We start from the raw sequence: 16,836 nt of genomic DNA on the forward strand, positions 1-16,836 counted from the left end.
CTATATAAAATTGATCAACCTAGTATAAAAATATATGCAAATTTTAGTTAACAGATTGTTTGGGATTTCAATATAAATTTAGAGGAAAACGTTTATTAGCTATGAAGAAAAATATCCGATATGTGGGAATGATGAGTTGTGGGCAGAAAATCAATCCAAATCATACCTGGCGCCTAAAATTTTAATAGCATTTTCAATGCGCTCTTTCGACGGACGCTCAATATCCTTCAACGGATAATCAATTCCCAATTCATCGTATTTGAATTTAGCCATATCGTGGTAGGGAAGAACCTCAACACGCTCTACTCCTTGTAAAGTGTCGATATAATCGCGAAGTTTTTGTAAGTATACATCATCATCGGTCCATTTAGGTACTAACACATGGCGAACCCACATTTTAGCTCCATTTTGGCTTAAAAAATCAATGAAAGTGATAATATTTTTATTATGTCGTTTGGTAAGACGTTGGTGTTGTGTATCATCAATATGTTTGATGTCCACCAAAAACAAATCGGTAAGAGATATTAACTTAAGAATTTTTTCATTGATAATCGGGGTATTAGCATAAAACCCACCACAGGTATCTACGCAAGTACTTATTCCTAATGACTTTAATTTTGTAAAAAGTTCTAAAACAAAATCTAACTGCAATAAAGGCTCACCACCACTGAGAGTCACTCCTCCTCCACTAGCTTGAAAGAAAGTTTTATACTTAACAATATCGCTAACCAATTCATCCGTGGTTATCATCTTTGCATCGTCATTATGCAATTCCCAAGTGTCAGGATTATGACAATACTTACAACGCAACATACACCCCTGAAAAAAAACAACATAGCGTATGCCTGGCCCATCAATATTTCCAAAAGATTCAACCGAATGAATAGCTGCTCGCAACGGATGTGTTTCCATAAAAAGGTGCCTATATTTACTTTAACATATTTTAGTCACAAATGTACATCTTTCTAACCTAAAAAACAAAATCAACGCTTTAAATGCCTAATTAGCTGTTTTTCCTGTTTTACAACTAATAGAACATAAAGCAATAAAAAGACAGTCCCTATATAAATGTTTTTATCAAAAACATAGAATACTATAAATGAAGATATTATGCTAAATCCCAAATATATTCCTATTTTTTTAATATTATAGGGTATTGGATATTTTTTTTGTCCAACCCAAAAAGATACCGACATCATAACAAAATAGGTAGCAAGGGTAGCTAATGCCGAACCTTTGTAACTTATTAAAGGAATCAACAGGAAATTAACAATCACGGTAATAAACATCCCTAAAACAGATACATATGCTCCGAAATTGGTTCTATCAGTGACCTTGTACCACACCGAAAGACTGTGATAAATCCCCAAACAAAGATTTGCCAACAAAATGACAGGAACTATCCACAAAGCCTCCCAATACTCTGAATTTGATACAATTATATACTTTAATACATCTATAAAAACAGTAATAAATAACAATATGAAAGCTCCAAAGAGAATAAAATATTCCGTTACCAAAGCGTAGGTCTTTGGTGCATTTTTGTCTTGTGCGTTACTGAAAAAGAAAGGTTCAACACCTAATTTGTACGCTGTTACAAAAAGTGTCATAAACATCCCCATCTTGTAGCATGCGGAATAAACACCGATAGTAGCATCAGCAGTATCAACGGGAAGAAGCATCCGCAAAAAAACACGGTCAAAACCTTCATTTACAGCAAAAGCGATTCCCGCAATGAGTACAGGGAAGCCATAACGCATCATCTGTTTCCATAAAGCAACAGAAAAACTGAATTTAATTCGGAAATAAAGAGGAAGAAGCACCAAAAAAGTAAGTAAACTCGCTATGAAATTAGACATAAAAATAAAAACAACCCCTTCATCTGTTTTATCAATATGATTGCTTAACACCAAGAAAAAATACAGATTAAGTAGTAAATTTACCACTACATTTCCAATCTTAATCAAAGCATAAATCACCGATTTCCCCTCATTGCGAAGCCACGCAAACGGAATTACAACCAACGCATCCAATACCAATATGTAGATAGCCAATCGGATATACTCTACCTTGTAATTCAACCACTCGGCAATATGATTTTGCAAAAGGATAGCTCCCACTAAAAACAGAAAAGAACTAACTGTTACTGAGGTAAGCGCCGTAGATTGTACTTTCTTTTTATCGGTTTCCTTATTCACAAAACGGAAAAAAGCGGTTTCCATCCCATAAGAAAGCAACACATTCCCTAAAATCAAATATACGAACAACCCCGAATAAATACCAAAATCTTGTTTTTCAAGTTTATGTGTATAAAAATTTGTCAACAGAAGAGTTAAAACACGTGGCAGTACGGTAGCCAGTCCATAGACGAACGTATGTTTGAATAGTTTTTTCAGTTTACTCATGATTATAATTGAATATTTTTACTATCCGAGAATAGCCTAAGATATTCCCGCTTTCCTATTCAGGTTAATTGCTTATTTTAGAAAAAAACAAAGACTAAAACCGAGTAGCCTCAGTATTAGTCCTTAATTAGTACATTTTTTTGATTTTCAACACTTGTTGTGGAGAAGATGGGGCTCGAACCCACGACCTTTTGGCTGCCAGCCAAACGCTCTAGCCAACTGAGCTACATCCCCTTTGGGGCAAAGGTAAAATATTTTTTTGGATAAATAATCTATTTTCGATATTTTTTTTTACTTTTGGGGAAAATTAAAATTATGGGAACTAATAGAATAAACGGTTCATTATACACTAAAATAGAAAATCGCGTAGCAACCATCGAATTTGGACATCCTCATGCGAATTCTTTTCCGCTTGAGTTATTAGAACGCTTGGCTAAAGAATTTGATTTATTATCTGAAAACAAAGATGTCAGTCTGATTGTAGTCAAAAGCGAAGGTGACAAAGCTTTTTGTGCTGGAGCTTCTTTTGACGAACTTTTGACCATTGATAATGAAACCGAAGGCACTCGATTTTTCAACGGATTCGCAAACGTATTTTTAGCCATACGTCGATGTGAAAAATTGATTATAGGTCGGGTGCAAGGAAAAACCGTTGGCGGAGGAGTCGGGCTTGTGGCTGCTATGGACTATGTGTTCGCAACGGAAGCCGCAACTATCAAACTTTCAGAACTTTCACTTGGGATAGGGCCTTTTGTTATTGCTCCCGTAATTTTACGAAAAACAGGACAGGCTACTTTGAATGAGCTTTTTATGGCTCCTGACCAATGGAAAAATGCCTACTGGGCTCAACAAAAAGGACTTTATGCACGAGTGTTTGAAAATATCAAAGAAATGGACGAAGCTTTAGGTCACTTCTTAGATCGTTTACTACAGGCAAATCCTATGGCACTTACCGAAATGAAACGAATCACATGGCAACACACCGAACATTGGCTCGAAGAGTTACCGAAAAATGCTGAAATATCTGGGAAATTAGTCCTTTCTGAACAAACCAAATCAATGCTCTCTAAATTTAAAAATCAATGAGAATACAATTACTATTACAACAACAAGATAATATCGACATCATAAAACAAAAACTAGCTGAAGCCCCTGATGAACAATACAGCATCGGGATTTTCATCGGGAATATGCTTCCTTTCGTGGTGCTTGTAATCTTAGCATATTTGATGTATTCCTATATGAAAAACAAATCAAATGGTGATGAAAACCTTTTAGATGATTAAATTTTATAACCAACTAATTATAAATATATTATGAAAACAAAAAATATCCTTTTAGTTGCATTAATAATGGGTAGCCTGTCTGTTTGGACACAGCCGAATTACAAACCATCGGCCGAAAATTTAAAGGCTCGAAGTAATTTTCAGGACGATAAATTCGGCATATTTATCCATTGGGGGCTTTACTCAATGCTTGCTGACGGTGAGTGGGTTATGCACAACAAAAACTTACACTGGCAAGAATACGAAAAACTTGCAGGTGGATTTTACCCTGCTAAGTTCAACGCTGCAGAATGGGTCTCAGCGATTAAAGCCTCTGGAGCTAAATATATTACGATCACTACTCGACACCACGATGGGTTCTCCATGTTCAACACAAAATATTGTGACTATAACATAGTGAAAGCCACACCTTTCAAACGCGACATCATCAAAGAAATTGCCGATGAATGTAAAAAGCAAGGAATCCGATTGCATTTGTACTACTCTCATTTGGATTGGAGACGCAACGACTATTATCCTCTGGGAAGAACGGGTAAAGGTACAGGCAGAACCACACACGGGAAATGGGAAGATTACCATAAATTTATGAATAACCAACTAACAGAACTACTCACTAATTATGGTGAGATTGGAGCCATTTGGTTTGATGGAATGTGGGATAAAGACATCTATCCTGACGGTATGACACCTGAAACTTGGAATTTGCATGAGCAATATCAACTCATCCATAGCCTACAACCAGCTTGTTTAATCGGTAATAACCATCATCTGATACCTTTTGCTGGTGAAGACATACAAATATTTGAACGAGACCTCCCCGGAGAAAATAAAGCAGGACTTTCAGGACAAGATATCAGCAAATTACCTCTCGAAACCTGCGAAACTATGAATGGAATGTGGGGATACAAAATCATCGATCAGAATTACAAATCGACTGAAACACTCATTCAATATTTAGTAAAAGCCGCAGGTAAAAATGCAAATTTACTAATGAATGTTGGACCTCAACCCGATGGAATGCTCCCTGCTGTGGCTGTGCAACGTCTTAAAGAAATGGGAGAATGGATGAAAAAATATGCTCCTACCATTCAGGGTACACGAGGAGGCGTTATAACACCACGCGATTGGGGAGTAACCACCCAACGAAACAAAACGCTCTACGTTCACGTACTTGATTGGAAAGATAAAGCTTTATTTTTGCCATACGCAGGAAATAAACTAAAAAAAGCAATAGAATTCGATAGCAAAAAAAATATACAGTTCTCGCAGGATAAAGACGGAATTTGGCTTAAATTTCCGAAGGTGCCAACCGCTCCTGACTATGTCATAGAATTAACTTTTGAAAATAAATTAACTGAAAATCAATAAATTATTAAAGAATATACAAAATAAATTTGTAATGACACACACAACTTTGGAAAACGCTTTTTCAAGAATCGAGACTTTACAGTCATCTTACAAACGGTGGAAAGAGTTTGATTTAAAAAAGCGCCTAACAATCGTTCAGGAAATACGAGATAAATTGCTCTCCAACACATCGTTATACGCACATGCCATTACTGAAGACATGAACAAACCAATCACTCAAGCCATTGCTGAGGTAAATAAGTGTGCCTATTTGTGTGATTATTACATCACCAATGCAGAAAATTTTATTGCTCCAAGGTTGGTAAAAACACAGTGGTCGGAAAGTCGGGTAAATTTTGAACCGATAGGAGTTCTATTGGGGGTAATGCCTTGGAATTTTCCGTTTTGGCAAGTGTTTCGTTTTGTAATTCCAAATATGATTTTAGGGAATTTGTTTGTTATTAAACACGCTTCGAATGTGCCGAAATCGGCAAATTTACTGGAAACGATTTTCAATTCAGACAAAATTGATTTTCCGTTGTATAAAAACTTATTCTTAGACAGCAAATACGTAGCCGATATTATCGCTCATCCACACATTAAGGGTGTATCACTCACAGGAAGCGAAAATGCAGGAAAAGCTGTAGCCGGAAACGCGGGAAAACATCTCAAAAAATCAGTCTTGGAATTGGGCGGAAGTGCGGCTTTTATTGTGTGTAAAGATGCTGATTTAGAGTTAGCTACATCGGTAGCTGTAATGGCTCGTATGCAAAATACAGGACAGAGTTGCATTGCCGCCAAACGTTTTTTGGTAGACGAAAATATCGCTGAAACTTTTATAAATGAATATAGAAGCAAGATTCAAGCGCTGAAAACGGGAGATAAATTTGATCCAACAACGCAAATTGGAGCAATGGCACGTGAGGATTTGGCTATAGAATTAGAGAAAATGGTCACAGAGAGTATTCAAGAAGGAGCAAAACTTATCTGTGGAGGAAACCGTAAAGGTGCGTTCTATGAACCTACAATTATCACTGAGGTAACTCCATCAATGGCAATTTTTAAAGAAGAAACTTTTGGCCCTGTGGCAGCTATCACCACGTTCAGTACTTTTGACGAAGCTGTAGAACTTAGCAATCAGTCTGAATTTGGATTAGGTGTATCTATTTTTTCAAAGAATACAGAGTTCGTAAAATCACAGGCTTATCGATTTGAAGAAGGAGCTGTGTACATCAACGAAATGCTCATTAGTGATCCGAATTTACCTTTCGGAGGTATTAAAAAATCCGGTTACGGCAGGGAACTCTCTTCCTTTGGAATGTATGAGTTTGCAAATATCAAAACAGTGGTCGTAAAGTAAATAGTTTTGGTAAATTGATTTTTTGTAGTTTTAGAATTTAAAATAACGGATATATGAAACAAATATTAGTAGCTTTATTTTTATTTTCGAGTATTTATTCATTCGGGCAAAATGCAAAGACTGTAAAAGTCTTTGAGAATGCCTTGGTTAATTTTTCAGAGAAAGGGGAAGCTCCTGCAGATGTTATTCGTTTGCAAAGCGGACGTTTACTGGTAAAAAAAATACACATCCCTGAATATCGTAAAGGAACTGATGTTTCTGTAGAAATAACCATTCGTTCCAACGGCGATCCTTGGGACAAATCAGGTTCTTGTTTCGTCTTTAAAAACGAAGACTTGATTAACGTTATCAACGTGGCTCAGGGTTCGAAACAATTACCTAATGAAAGTGGAACTGACAATAACTACCACGGAATCAAAGCAGTTTCATCGTATGACCTGCCGATAGAAATTCTCCGATTTATGACTCCTTTCGGAGTGGGACATTTCAGCGATGAGCAAAAATATCCAAACATGAAATATGGTCGCCCTGTATCTGTACCAAAATGGGAAGATAAAGTTGTTTGGCAACAGGACGTTTCTCAGTTAGAATCTCTCCTAACGGGCACTTTTTACATCGGCATTTGGATCGACACGTGGACTGACAAAGGATATTTGGCAGATGTTTCGCTAACTTACTCTGGTAGACCACGACCAAAAAAAGTGGTTACTCCGTTGGTGAACACTATTTACTATGTAAATGGACAAAAAATCCCCGATTTATTTGCTAAAACTACACTAAAACATGACATAACCCTTAAAAAAGATGTAAAAAATGCTGAATTATACTACATCACTACTGGACATGGAGGACATAGCGGTGGAGATGAGTTCATCAAAATTAAAAATTCTGTTTTTTTTAATAGTAAAAAAGTGATTGACTTCATTCCTTGGCGTGATGATTGTGCTGCTTTCAGAAGATTCAATCCTTCATCAGGTGTATGGACGCGCAAGGACACTGCTTTTGCATATAACGAAAACTACGAACGCGTAAAGAAAGCCGTTGAAGAACGATTAGCTTCATCCGATTTATCACGTTCCAATTGGTGCCCTGGCTCAGCAGTAGTTCCTGAGAACGTATCACTTGGTACGCTCAAAAAAGGAAAACATACTATCGAAATTGTAATTCCTGCTACCGCCAATACTGGAGACCAACAAAACCATTGGCTTGTATCAAGTTACTTAGTATCAGATAAGTAGCACTAATACTAAATAATCCCCCTTAAAAAGTAGCAAAATCTTTTTATGGGGGATTAGTCTGTAACAGATAAACTTCACTCTTCATATTTAAGGCTATGTGGTAAAAATAAAATAGGCTATCCAATACTCTTTGAATAGCCTATTTACATTTTATCTATGCTTCCCCTTTCAATCCGAAAAGAGGTACAGGATGATGTTCATTCTCGTGAATTGAACCATGTGATTGCTCAAAACGTTGGATATTTTCTGACAAAGCGTTTAACAAACGTTTGGCATGTTGTGGAGTCAATATAATACGGCTTTTAACCCGTGCTTTGGGCATTCCTGGCATCACATTGATAAAATCCACAACAAATTCAGTCGATGAATGATTGATGACCGCCAAGTTTGAATAAACCCCATCAGCTACCTTTTCATCCAATTCAATACTCAACTGATTTTCTGCATTTTCGTTTATGCTACTCATTGTCCTATCTTGATTTTTTCTTCTCAACAACCACTTCTTCCTCTGCTTTTGAACCTACGATAATTTTCTCGTAACGTTTCAGACCTGTACCCGCTGGAATTCTATGCCCAACGATTACATTCTCTTTCAATCCGTCAAGGAAATCCACTTTTCCGTTTACTGCTGCTTCATTCAAGACTTTAGTTGTTTCTTGGAATGATGCTGCTGAAATGAACGATTTTGTTTGTAGCGAAGCTCTTGTAATTCCCTGTAGTACAGGCGTTGCCGTTGCAGGAATCACATCACGAGCCTCTACTAAATTTTTATCACCTCGTTTTAGCAAGGAATTTTCATCACGCAACTGACGTAAAGAAACGATTTGTCCTGCCTTAAGGTTTTCAGAATCTCCCGCATCTTCAACTATTTTCTGTCCGAATAATTTGTCGTTCTCCTCAATAAAATCATCTTTGTGAACTAATTGTCCTTCTAGGAATAGGGTGTCACCTGGATCTTGAATTTCAACCTTACGCATCATCTGACGTACAATCACCTCAAAATGTTTGTCGTTGATTTTCACCCCTTGCAAACGATATACCTCTTGAACTTCATTTACTAAATACTGCTGAACGGCAGAAGGTCCTTTAATATTCAAAATATCATCAGGAGTTACAGAACCATCAGAAAGAGGCATACCCGCACGTACAAAGTCATTCTCTTGTACCAAAATTTGGTTAGACAACTTCACCAAATATTTGCGAACTTCACCTGTTTTGGATTCAATAACAATTTCTCGGTTACCTCGTTTTATTTTTCCGAAAGAAACTACCCCGTCAATTTCCGAAACGATTGCTGGATTGGAAGGATTACGTGCCTCGAACAATTCAGTAACACGTGGCAAACCTCCGGTAATATCACCCGATTTCGCTGATCTACGTGGGATTTTCACCAATACCTTACCTTCTTTAATCTTACTTCCATCGTCCACCATCAAGTGTGCACCAACTGGCAAAGTGTAGGAACGGAAGGTCTCTCCGTCTTTATCTTGAATTAATAACGTTGGAATCAAGCGTTTATTTCTTGATTCAACAATCACTTTTTCTTGGAATCCTGTTTGCTCATCAATTTCGATTTGGTAAGTGACCCCTTGTTCGATACCTTCATAAGCAATTTTCCCTGAAAACTCTGAGATAATCACGGCATTATATGGATCCCACTGGCAAAGAACATCGCCTTTATTAACTTCTTGCTTGTCTTTAACAAAAATGTGTGCCCCATATGGAATATTATGAGTATGTAGTACCAAACCTGACTTTGGTTCAACCACTTTCAACTCCGAAGTACGTGAAATGACAACGTTCACTGGATTTCCTTCATAATCTTGTCCTTTTACTGTTCGCAAATCATCAATTTCAACGACTCCATCGAAACGAGCTTCTAACTTGCTCTCCTCAGAGATGTTTCCTGCTGTACCCCCTGCGTGGAATGTTCGAAGCGTAAGCTGTGTACCTGGCTCACCGATAGATTGTGCAGCAACAACTCCGACAGCCTCTCCCGTTTGTACCATTTTACCTGTTGAAAGGTTTCGTCCGTAGCATTTTGCACAAATTCCGTGTTTTGCTTCACACGTAAGTGCTGAACGTACTTCCACCATTTCAATTGGAGCTTCTGTAATCTTAGCTACAGCTTTTTCAGTAATTTCATCTCCTGCTTTAACAAGCAATTCCTCGGTTAATGGATTGTAAACATCGTGCAATGAAACACGTCCTAAAATACGCTCTCCTAAAGTTTCTACAACCTCTTCGTTTTTCTTCAAAGCACGAACTTCGACTCCTCGTAATGTACCACAATCATCTGTATTAATAATTACATCTTGCGATACATCCACCAGACGACGAGTCAAGTAACCAGCATCCGCTGTTTTCAAAGCCGTATCGGCAAGACCTTTACGAGCTCCGTGAGTTGAAATAAAGTATTCTAAGATTGATAATCCCTCTTTAAAGTTCGACAAGATTGGGTTTTCGATAATCTCACCTCCTCCTACAGTCGACTTTTTAGGTTTTGCCATCAATCCACGCATACCTGTCAACTGACGAATCTGCTCTTTTGAACCCCTCGCTCCTGAATCCAACATCATATATACAGAATTGAACCCTTGTTGATCACTACTGATTCGCTTCATAGCCAATTCTGTTAACTGAGCATTAGTAGATGTCCACACATCAATTACCTGATTATAACGCTCGTTATTGGTGATAAGTCCCATATTATAGTTGGCTACAATACCTTCAACCAATCCGTTTGCCTCGGCAATCATCTTTTCTTTTTCTTGTGGAATAATAATATCCCCTAAACTGAATGACAATCCACCTTGGAAAGCGAATTTGTAACCCATATTTTTAATTTTATCTAAGAATTCCGCTGTCGTTGGAATACTTGTTGATTTCAAAATATGTCCAATAATGTCTCGCAACGATTTTTTGGTCAATACCTCGTTGATATATCCTGCTTCACGTGGCACCACTTCGTTGAACAATACACGACCTGTGGTAGTTTCAATTACCTTGTAAACTTCTTCACCATTTTCTCCTAAATCTCTTACACGTACTTTGATAAAGGCATTCAAATTCAACTTTCTTTCATTGTAGGCGATATTTACCTCTTCCGCAGAATAGAATGTCAAGCCTTCTCCTTTAATTGGATACTCAGGTGTTGAACGTCTTCCTTTGGTCATATAATACAAGCCAAGAACCATGTCTTGAGAAGGTACTGTAATTGGGGAACCGTTCGCAGGATTCAAGATATTATGTGATGCTAACATCAACAATTGAGCTTCCAAAATAGCTTCAGGCCCCAACGGCAAGTGTACCGCCATTTGGTCACCGTCGAAGTCAGCATTAAACGCCGTACACACCAATGGGTGCAACTGGATCGCTTTACCTTCAATCAACTTCGGCTGGAATGCTTGGATACCCAAACGGTGCAACGTAGGAGCACGGTTCAGAAGCACTGGATGCCCTTTAATCACGTTATCTAAAATATCCCAAACTACAGGCTCTTTCTTATCGATAATTTTCTTAGCTGACTTAACTGTTTTTACAATTCCGCGCTCAATTAACTTACGGATAACAAACGGTTTGTAAAGTTCTGCTGCCATATTTTTAGGCAAACCACACTCGTATAATTTAAGTTCAGGCCCTACCACAATTACAGAACGTGCTGAGTAATCCACACGTTTTCCAAGTAAATTCTGACGGAAACGACCTTGCTTACCTTTCAATGAATCAGACAATGACTTCAACGGACGATTTGATTCCGTTTTTACTGCTGATGATTTACGTGTGTTATCAAACAATGAATCCACAGATTCTTGTAACATACGTTTTTCGTTACGCAAAATTACCTCGGGTGCTTTGATTTCCATCAATCGCTTCAAACGATTATTACGAATAATCACACGACGATACAAATCATTCAAATCAGAAGTTGCAAAACGCCCTCCATCCAACGGCACCAACGGACGCAACTCAGGCGGAATCACAGGGATTACCTTCATTATCATCCATTCAGGTTTATTTTCACGATTATTTTTTGCCTCACGAAACGCTTCAACCACTTGCAAACGCTTCAAAGCCTCTGTTTTACGTTGTTTAGAACTTTCACTGTTAGCTTTATGGCGTAAATCATACGAAAGTTCGTCCAAATCCAAACGTTGCAACAAATCTAAAAGACATTCAGCTCCCATTTTGGCAACGAATTTATTCGGGTCAGTATCTTCTAAATACTGATTCTCAACAGGAAGAGTTTCCATAATATTTAGATATTCTTCCTCCGTCAAAAAATCCATCGGTTGGATATCCTCGCCATCTGGTCCTTTTGCAATTCCTGGTTGGATAACCACATATCTCTCATAGTAGATAATCATATCCAATTTTTTGGACGGCAATCCCAACAAATATCCGATTTTATTCGGTAATGATCGGAAATACCAAATGTGTGCAATCGGTACCACTAAGTTGATATGCCCTACTCTATCACGACGCACTTTTTTCTCTGTTACTTCTACCCCACAACGGTCGCAAACAATCCCTTTGTAACGAATACGTTTATATTTTCCACAAGCACATTCATAGTCCTTAACAGGCCCAAAAATACGCTCACAGAACAACCCATCTCGCTCAGGTTTGTGCGTACGATAGTTAATCGTTTCAGGTTTAATAACCTCACCACGCGAAACTGCCAAAATAGATTCAGGCGATGCCAACCCAATAGAAATTTTGTCAAACTTCGTCGTTGTAACTTTGTCTTTTACTCTTGCCATAATATATTATGCGGTATGAATTTTATTTTTTTATTTTTTGCAAAACCTTTAAAAGGTTTTTAAAACTTTTAATTTTAGAGGATTTATTAAAAAAATATTCAATTTTAAAATAATTCTTCTTGAACCTTCTTTGGTAACCTCTTTACTACAAGCTCATATGAATTGAAAATCCATTTTCTAAGTAATTTATCGGAAATTTTTCCATTAATTTGGACACTGTTCCAATGTTTTTTATTCATATGCCAACCTGGAGTAACTTCTGCATATTGTTCACGAAGCTCAACCGCTTCTTCAGGATCACACTTGATATTTATAAACTCATATTTTGTGATGTTTACCAAGCAGAACATTTTCCCTTTAACTGAAAAAACCAGAATATTATCATCAAAAGGAAAACTTTCTTCAGAAGCTTTAAGCGACAGACAAAATTCACGCAATTCTTCGATATTCATCAAAAATGAGTATTTTAATAATCTTAGAAACACTTAAAACTCTGCCAAAGGAATACTTTGGCAAAGTTTCTGAATTTTGTTTTTTTTTATTCTTCTAATCTTATATCAAGTCCAAGACCTTTAAGTTCGTGCATCAATACGTTGAACGATTCAGGAAGCCCTGGTTCTGGCATTGTTTCTCCTTTAACGATTGCCTCATACGTTTTAGCTCTACCGATTACGTCGTCGGACTTCACGGTTAAGATTTCACGCAATGTGCTTGAAGCTCCATATGCTTCCAATGCCCAAACCTCCATCTCTCCAAAACGCTGACCTCCAAACTGAGCCTTACCTCCAAGTGGTTGTTGGGTAATAAGCGAATAAGGCCCGATAGAACGTGCGTGCATCTTATCATCGATCATGTGTCCGAGTTTAATCATATAGATAACCCCAACAGTTGCAGGTTGATCAAAACGCTCTCCAGTTCCTCCATCATACAGATAAGTATGTCCAAAACGTGGAATACCTGCCTCGTCAGTCAATGCATTGATTTGCTCCAACGATGCTCCATCAAAAATAGGCGTAGCGTACTTCTGACCTAATTTTTGACCTGCCCAACCGAGAACGGTTTCATAAATCTGTCCGATATTCATACGAGAAGGTACCCCAAGAGGGTTCAACACTATATCCACAGGAGTTCCATCTTCCAAGAACGGCATATCTTCATCACGAACAATACGAGCTACAATACCTTTATTTCCGTGACGACCTGCCATTTTATCTCCTACTTTCAGCTTACGTTTTTTGGCTATATACACTTTCGCCAATTTCAAAATTCCTGCTGGTAACTCATCCCCCACTGAGATAGTAAACTTCTCACGACGTAATGCTCCTTGCAAGTCATTCAACTTAATTTTGTAGTTATGCAACAAGTCATCAATCAACGTATTCACCTCTTTGTCATCCGTCCAACCACCAGAAACTATATGAGCATAATCGTCAACTGCTTCTAAAGCCTTTACCGAATATTTTTTACCTTTCGGGATAATTTCTTCTCCCAAATCATTGGTTACACCTTGTGATGTTTTTCCTTCAACCAGTGTAAACAATTTAGTGATTAATTTATCTTTTAGAGCCTGGAATTTAGAATTGTAAGAAGCCTCAACCACTGCAACATCTTCTTTTTCTTTTCCACGCTTTCTCTTATCTTTAACAACGCGTGAGAACAATTTCTTATCTACAACAACCCCGTAAAGCGAAGGCGATGCTTTCAACGACGCATCTTTTACATCTCCTGCTTTATCTCCAAAAATCGCACGAAGCAATTTCTCTTCGGGTGTAGGATCTGACTCTCCTTTAGGAGTAATTTTCCCAATAAGAATATCTCCAGGTCGCACCTCTGCACCGATACGAATCATACCATTTTCATCCAAATCTTTGGTAGCTTCTTCTGAAACGTTTGGAATGTCGTTGGTCAACTCTTCTGCACCTAACTTAGTATCACGAACTTCCAACGAATACTCGTCAATGTGGATAGACGTAAAAATATCCTCACGAACCACACGTTCTGAAATAACAATAGCATCCTCGAAGTTATATCCTTTCCAAGGCATAAACGCTACTTTCATATTTCGCCCTAAGGCTAACTCCCCTTGTTCAGTAGCATATCCATCACAAAGTACCTGACCTTTAGTCACTCTATCTCCTTTTCGAACGATAGGCTTCAAGTTGATACAAGTTCCTTGATTCGTTTTTTGGAATTTAATAAGATCATAAACCGTTTGTTCTTCCTCAAAACTCACTAATTTTTGATTCTCAGTACGGTCATATGTAATTATAATTTTCTCAGCATCAACATATTCTACTACACCATCACCCTCTGCGTTCATCAGAACACGTGCATCGGATGCCACGCGACGCTCCAAACCTGTCCCAACAATTGGAGCCTCTGGTTTCAATAAAGGTACCGCTTGGCGCATCATATTCGATCCCATCAAAGCACGGTTAGCATCATCATGCTCCAAGAAAGGAATCAACGAAGCCGAAATAGAAGCAATCTGATTAGGAGCAACGTCAATAAACTCCACTTGATTAGGTTCAATTACAGGAAAATCCCCATCTTCTTTTACAACAACTCTCTCTTCTGTAATATTACCCTCTTTATCCAAACTGATGTTTGCCATACCGATCTTAAGTCCTTCTTCCTCTTCAGCACTCAAATAGGTCATGTCTTTCAAGTCTACCTTCCCGTTAGTAACCTTGTGGTAAGGAGTTTCAATGAATCCCATTGAATTTACTTTTGAGAACACAGCCAAAGATGAAATCAAACCGATGTTTGGTCCCTCAGGAGTTTCAATAGGACACAGGCGTCCGTAATGTGTGTAATGAACGTCACGCACCTCAAAACCTGCACGTTCACGTGAAAGTCCTCCTGGCCCCAAAGCTGACAATCTTCGTTTGTGCGTAATCTCAGCGAGTGGATTGGTTTGATCCATAAACTGAGAAAGCTGATTCGTTCCAAAAAACGAATTGATTACCGATGAAAGTGTTTTAGCATTAATCAAGTCAATAGGAGTAAACACCTCATTATCACGAACATTCATACGTTCACGAATCGTACGAGCCATACGAGAAAGTCCAACACCAAACTGAGCCGAAAGTTGCTCACCTACCGTACGCACACGACGATTTGACAAGTGATCAATATCATCAACTTCCGCTTTTGAATTGATAAGCTCAATTAAGTACTTAACAATTGTTATGATATCTTCTTTTGTTAAAACTTGCTTATCTTCTGGAATATCTATTCCTAATTTTTTATTAATTCTGTAACGCCCTACATCTCCCAAATTATAACGTTGGTCAGAGAAGAATAATTTATCGATAATGCCACGAGCTGTCTCTTCATCAGGTGGTTCAGCGTTACGCAACTGACGATAAATATGTTCTACAGCCTCTTTTTCAGAGTTTGTAGGGTCTTTTTGTAGAGTATTATGAATAATTGTATAATCTGTTGCTTGGCTATCCTCTTTATGGAGAAGAATAGTTTTCACGTCAGCTTCAACAATTTCCTCTATATTATCTTTATCTAAAACAGTATCTCGGTCGAGAATAATTTCATTACGCTCAATAGATACCACCTCTCCTGTATCTTCATCAACAAAGTCTTCGTGCCACGTATTCAACACACGAGCAGCTAAACGACGACCAATATATTTCTTCAAACCTGTCTTAGAAACTTTGATCTCTTCAGCCAAATCAAATATCTCTAAAATATCCTTATCCCGCTCAAAACCAATAGCACGGAACAAAGTTGTTACAGGTAATTTTTTCTTTCTATCAATGTACGCATACATCACATTGTTAATGTCTGTAGCGAATTCAATCCAAGAACCTTTAAAAGGAATAATTCTGGCTGAATATAATTTTGTTCCATTTGCGTGGAACGACTGCCCGAAGAAAACTCCTGGTGAACGGTGCAATTGTGAAACGATTACACGCTCAGCTCCATTGATAACGAACGTACCACTGGCAGTCATATAAGGAACAGTTCCCAAATAGACATCTTGTACAATAGTTTCAAAATCTTCGTGTTCAGGATCTGTACAATATAGTTTCAATCTTGCTTTTAACGGCACACTATAAGTTAAACCTCTTTCGATACACTCCTGAATAGTGTAGCGAGGTGGGTCAATAAAATAGTCTAAAAACTCCAACACAAACTGATTACGCGTGTCTGTTATTGGGAAATTCTCTTTAAATGTGTTATATAACCCTTCATTGCCTCTCTCCTCCGATTTAGTTTCCAATTGGAAAAAATCTTGGAACGATTTAATCTGAATATCCAAAAAATCGGGATAGTCTGGTGTGTGTTTTACAGAAGCAAAATTGATTCTTGCAGTTTGATTCGTAAGCATCTATTTTTATAAATTTAATTCTTTAAGCCTAACGTTTTAAAGTTACAACAATATGCAACCTTATTAAAAAAAATCAGATTTTAAAACTT

Annotated in this window: 11 protein-coding genes and 1 tRNA gene; 5 read left to right on the forward strand and 7 right to left on the reverse strand. The window is 37.8% G+C overall.

The annotated features are described in order from the left end of the window. Positions 1-150: 150 nt before the first annotated feature. The 3 genes from pflA to CGC52_RS02585 all read right to left on the reverse strand — a co-directional run bounded on the left by pflA (position 151) and on the right by CGC52_RS02585 (position 2,639). On the reverse strand, positions 151-912 hold the full coding sequence (gene pflA / locus CGC52_RS02575; protein WP_095893353.1) for a pyruvate formate-lyase-activating protein: 762 nt from the start codon (positions 910-912) through the stop codon (positions 151-153). A 71-nt stretch (positions 913-983) separates the two neighbouring features. Beyond that, complete coding sequence (locus CGC52_RS02580; protein WP_095893354.1) at positions 984-2,405, reverse strand: lipopolysaccharide biosynthesis protein; 1,422 nt, start codon at positions 2,403-2,405, stop codon at positions 984-986. Between the two features lie 160 nt (positions 2,406-2,565). Continuing rightward, positions 2,566-2,639 (reverse strand) — tRNA-Ala (locus CGC52_RS02585). Positions 2,640-2,720: 81 nt separating this feature from the next. Here CGC52_RS02585 and CGC52_RS02590 point away from each other — a divergent pair. The 5 genes from CGC52_RS02590 to CGC52_RS02610 are packed head-to-tail and all read left to right on the forward strand — an operon-like array spanning position 2,721 to position 7,636. Continuing rightward, on the forward strand, positions 2,721-3,491 hold the full coding sequence (locus CGC52_RS02590; RefSeq protein WP_095893355.1) for an enoyl-CoA hydratase/isomerase family protein: 771 nt from the start codon (positions 2,721-2,723) through the stop codon (positions 3,489-3,491). Beyond that, complete coding sequence (locus CGC52_RS02595) at positions 3,488-3,691, forward strand: hypothetical protein (RefSeq protein ID WP_095893356.1); 204 nt, start codon at positions 3,488-3,490, stop codon at positions 3,689-3,691. Before CGC52_RS02590 ends, CGC52_RS02595 begins: the two co-directional genes overlap by 4 nt. 30 nt (positions 3,692-3,721) lie before the next feature. Further along, positions 3,722-5,059 carry an alpha-L-fucosidase gene (locus CGC52_RS02600; RefSeq protein ID WP_095893357.1) on the forward strand — a complete coding sequence of 446 codons (1,338 nt, stop codon included), beginning with the start codon at positions 3,722-3,724 and terminating at the stop codon, positions 5,057-5,059. 31 nt (positions 5,060-5,090) lie between these two features. Beyond that, positions 5,091-6,398 (forward strand): NAD-dependent succinate-semialdehyde dehydrogenase, encoded by a 1,308-nt coding sequence (locus CGC52_RS02605; RefSeq protein WP_095893358.1) that lies wholly within the window; start codon positions 5,091-5,093, stop codon positions 6,396-6,398. Between the two features lie 53 nt (positions 6,399-6,451). Then, on the forward strand, positions 6,452-7,636 hold the full coding sequence (locus tag CGC52_RS02610; protein ID WP_095893359.1) for a PNGase F N-terminal domain-containing protein: 1,185 nt from the start codon (positions 6,452-6,454) through the stop codon (positions 7,634-7,636). A 154-nt stretch (positions 7,637-7,790) separates the two neighbouring features. On the opposite strand, the gene CGC52_RS02615 is transcribed toward CGC52_RS02610, so the two are convergent. The 4 genes from CGC52_RS02615 to rpoB all read right to left on the reverse strand — a co-directional run bounded on the left by CGC52_RS02615 (position 7,791) and on the right by rpoB (position 16,747). Continuing rightward, positions 7,791-8,102, reverse strand: a complete 312-nt coding sequence (locus CGC52_RS02615) for a DUF3467 domain-containing protein (RefSeq protein WP_042009077.1) — start codon at positions 8,100-8,102, stop codon at positions 7,791-7,793. 4 nt (positions 8,103-8,106) lie between these two features. After that, positions 8,107-12,399, reverse strand: a complete 4,293-nt coding sequence (gene rpoC / locus CGC52_RS02620; RefSeq protein WP_095893360.1) for a DNA-directed RNA polymerase subunit beta' — start codon at positions 12,397-12,399, stop codon at positions 8,107-8,109. Between the two features lie 104 nt (positions 12,400-12,503). Then, positions 12,504-12,851 (reverse strand): MmcQ/YjbR family DNA-binding protein, encoded by a 348-nt coding sequence (locus CGC52_RS02625; protein ID WP_042009081.1) that lies wholly within the window; start codon positions 12,849-12,851, stop codon positions 12,504-12,506. An 86-nt stretch (positions 12,852-12,937) separates the two neighbouring features. Next, on the reverse strand, positions 12,938-16,747 hold the full coding sequence (rpoB, locus tag CGC52_RS02630) for a DNA-directed RNA polymerase subunit beta (protein WP_042009083.1): 3,810 nt from the start codon (positions 16,745-16,747) through the stop codon (positions 12,938-12,940). Between the last annotated feature and the right edge of the window lie 89 nt (positions 16,748-16,836).

It is taken from the genome of Capnocytophaga sp. H2931 (assembly GCF_002302535.1).
In the GTDB taxonomy this organism is placed as follows: domain Bacteria; phylum Bacteroidota; class Bacteroidia; order Flavobacteriales; family Flavobacteriaceae; genus Capnocytophaga; species Capnocytophaga canis.

Excerpts from the sequence above, each read along its gene's own strand:
- pflA (WP_095893353.1), bottom strand. The coding sequence starts at position 912 with ATGGAAACACATCCGTTGCGAGCAGCTATTCATTCGGTTGAATCTTTT.
- CGC52_RS02625 (WP_042009081.1), bottom strand. The coding sequence starts at position 12,851 with ATGAATATCGAAGAATTGCGTGAATTTTGTCTGTCGCTTAAAGCTTCT.
- CGC52_RS02600 (WP_095893357.1), top strand. The coding sequence starts at position 3,722 with ATGAAAACAAAAAATATCCTTTTAGTTGCATTAATAATGGGTAGCCTG.
- CGC52_RS02580 (WP_095893354.1), bottom strand. The coding sequence starts at position 2,405 with ATGAGTAAACTGAAAAAACTATTCAAACATACGTTCGTCTATGGACTG.
- rpoB (WP_042009083.1), bottom strand. The coding sequence starts at position 16,747 with ATGCTTACGAATCAAACTGCAAGAATCAATTTTGCTTCTGTAAAACAC.
- CGC52_RS02590 (WP_095893355.1), top strand. The coding sequence starts at position 2,721 with ATGGGAACTAATAGAATAAACGGTTCATTATACACTAAAATAGAAAAT.
- rpoC (WP_095893360.1), bottom strand. The coding sequence starts at position 12,399 with ATGGCAAGAGTAAAAGACAAAGTTACAACGACGAAGTTTGACAAAATT.
- CGC52_RS02605 (WP_095893358.1), top strand. The coding sequence starts at position 5,091 with ATGACACACACAACTTTGGAAAACGCTTTTTCAAGAATCGAGACTTTA.
- CGC52_RS02615 (WP_042009077.1), bottom strand. The coding sequence starts at position 8,102 with ATGAGTAGCATAAACGAAAATGCAGAAAATCAGTTGAGTATTGAATTG.
- CGC52_RS02595 (WP_095893356.1), top strand. The coding sequence starts at position 3,488 with ATGAGAATACAATTACTATTACAACAACAAGATAATATCGACATCATA.
- CGC52_RS02610 (WP_095893359.1), top strand. The coding sequence starts at position 6,452 with ATGAAACAAATATTAGTAGCTTTATTTTTATTTTCGAGTATTTATTCA.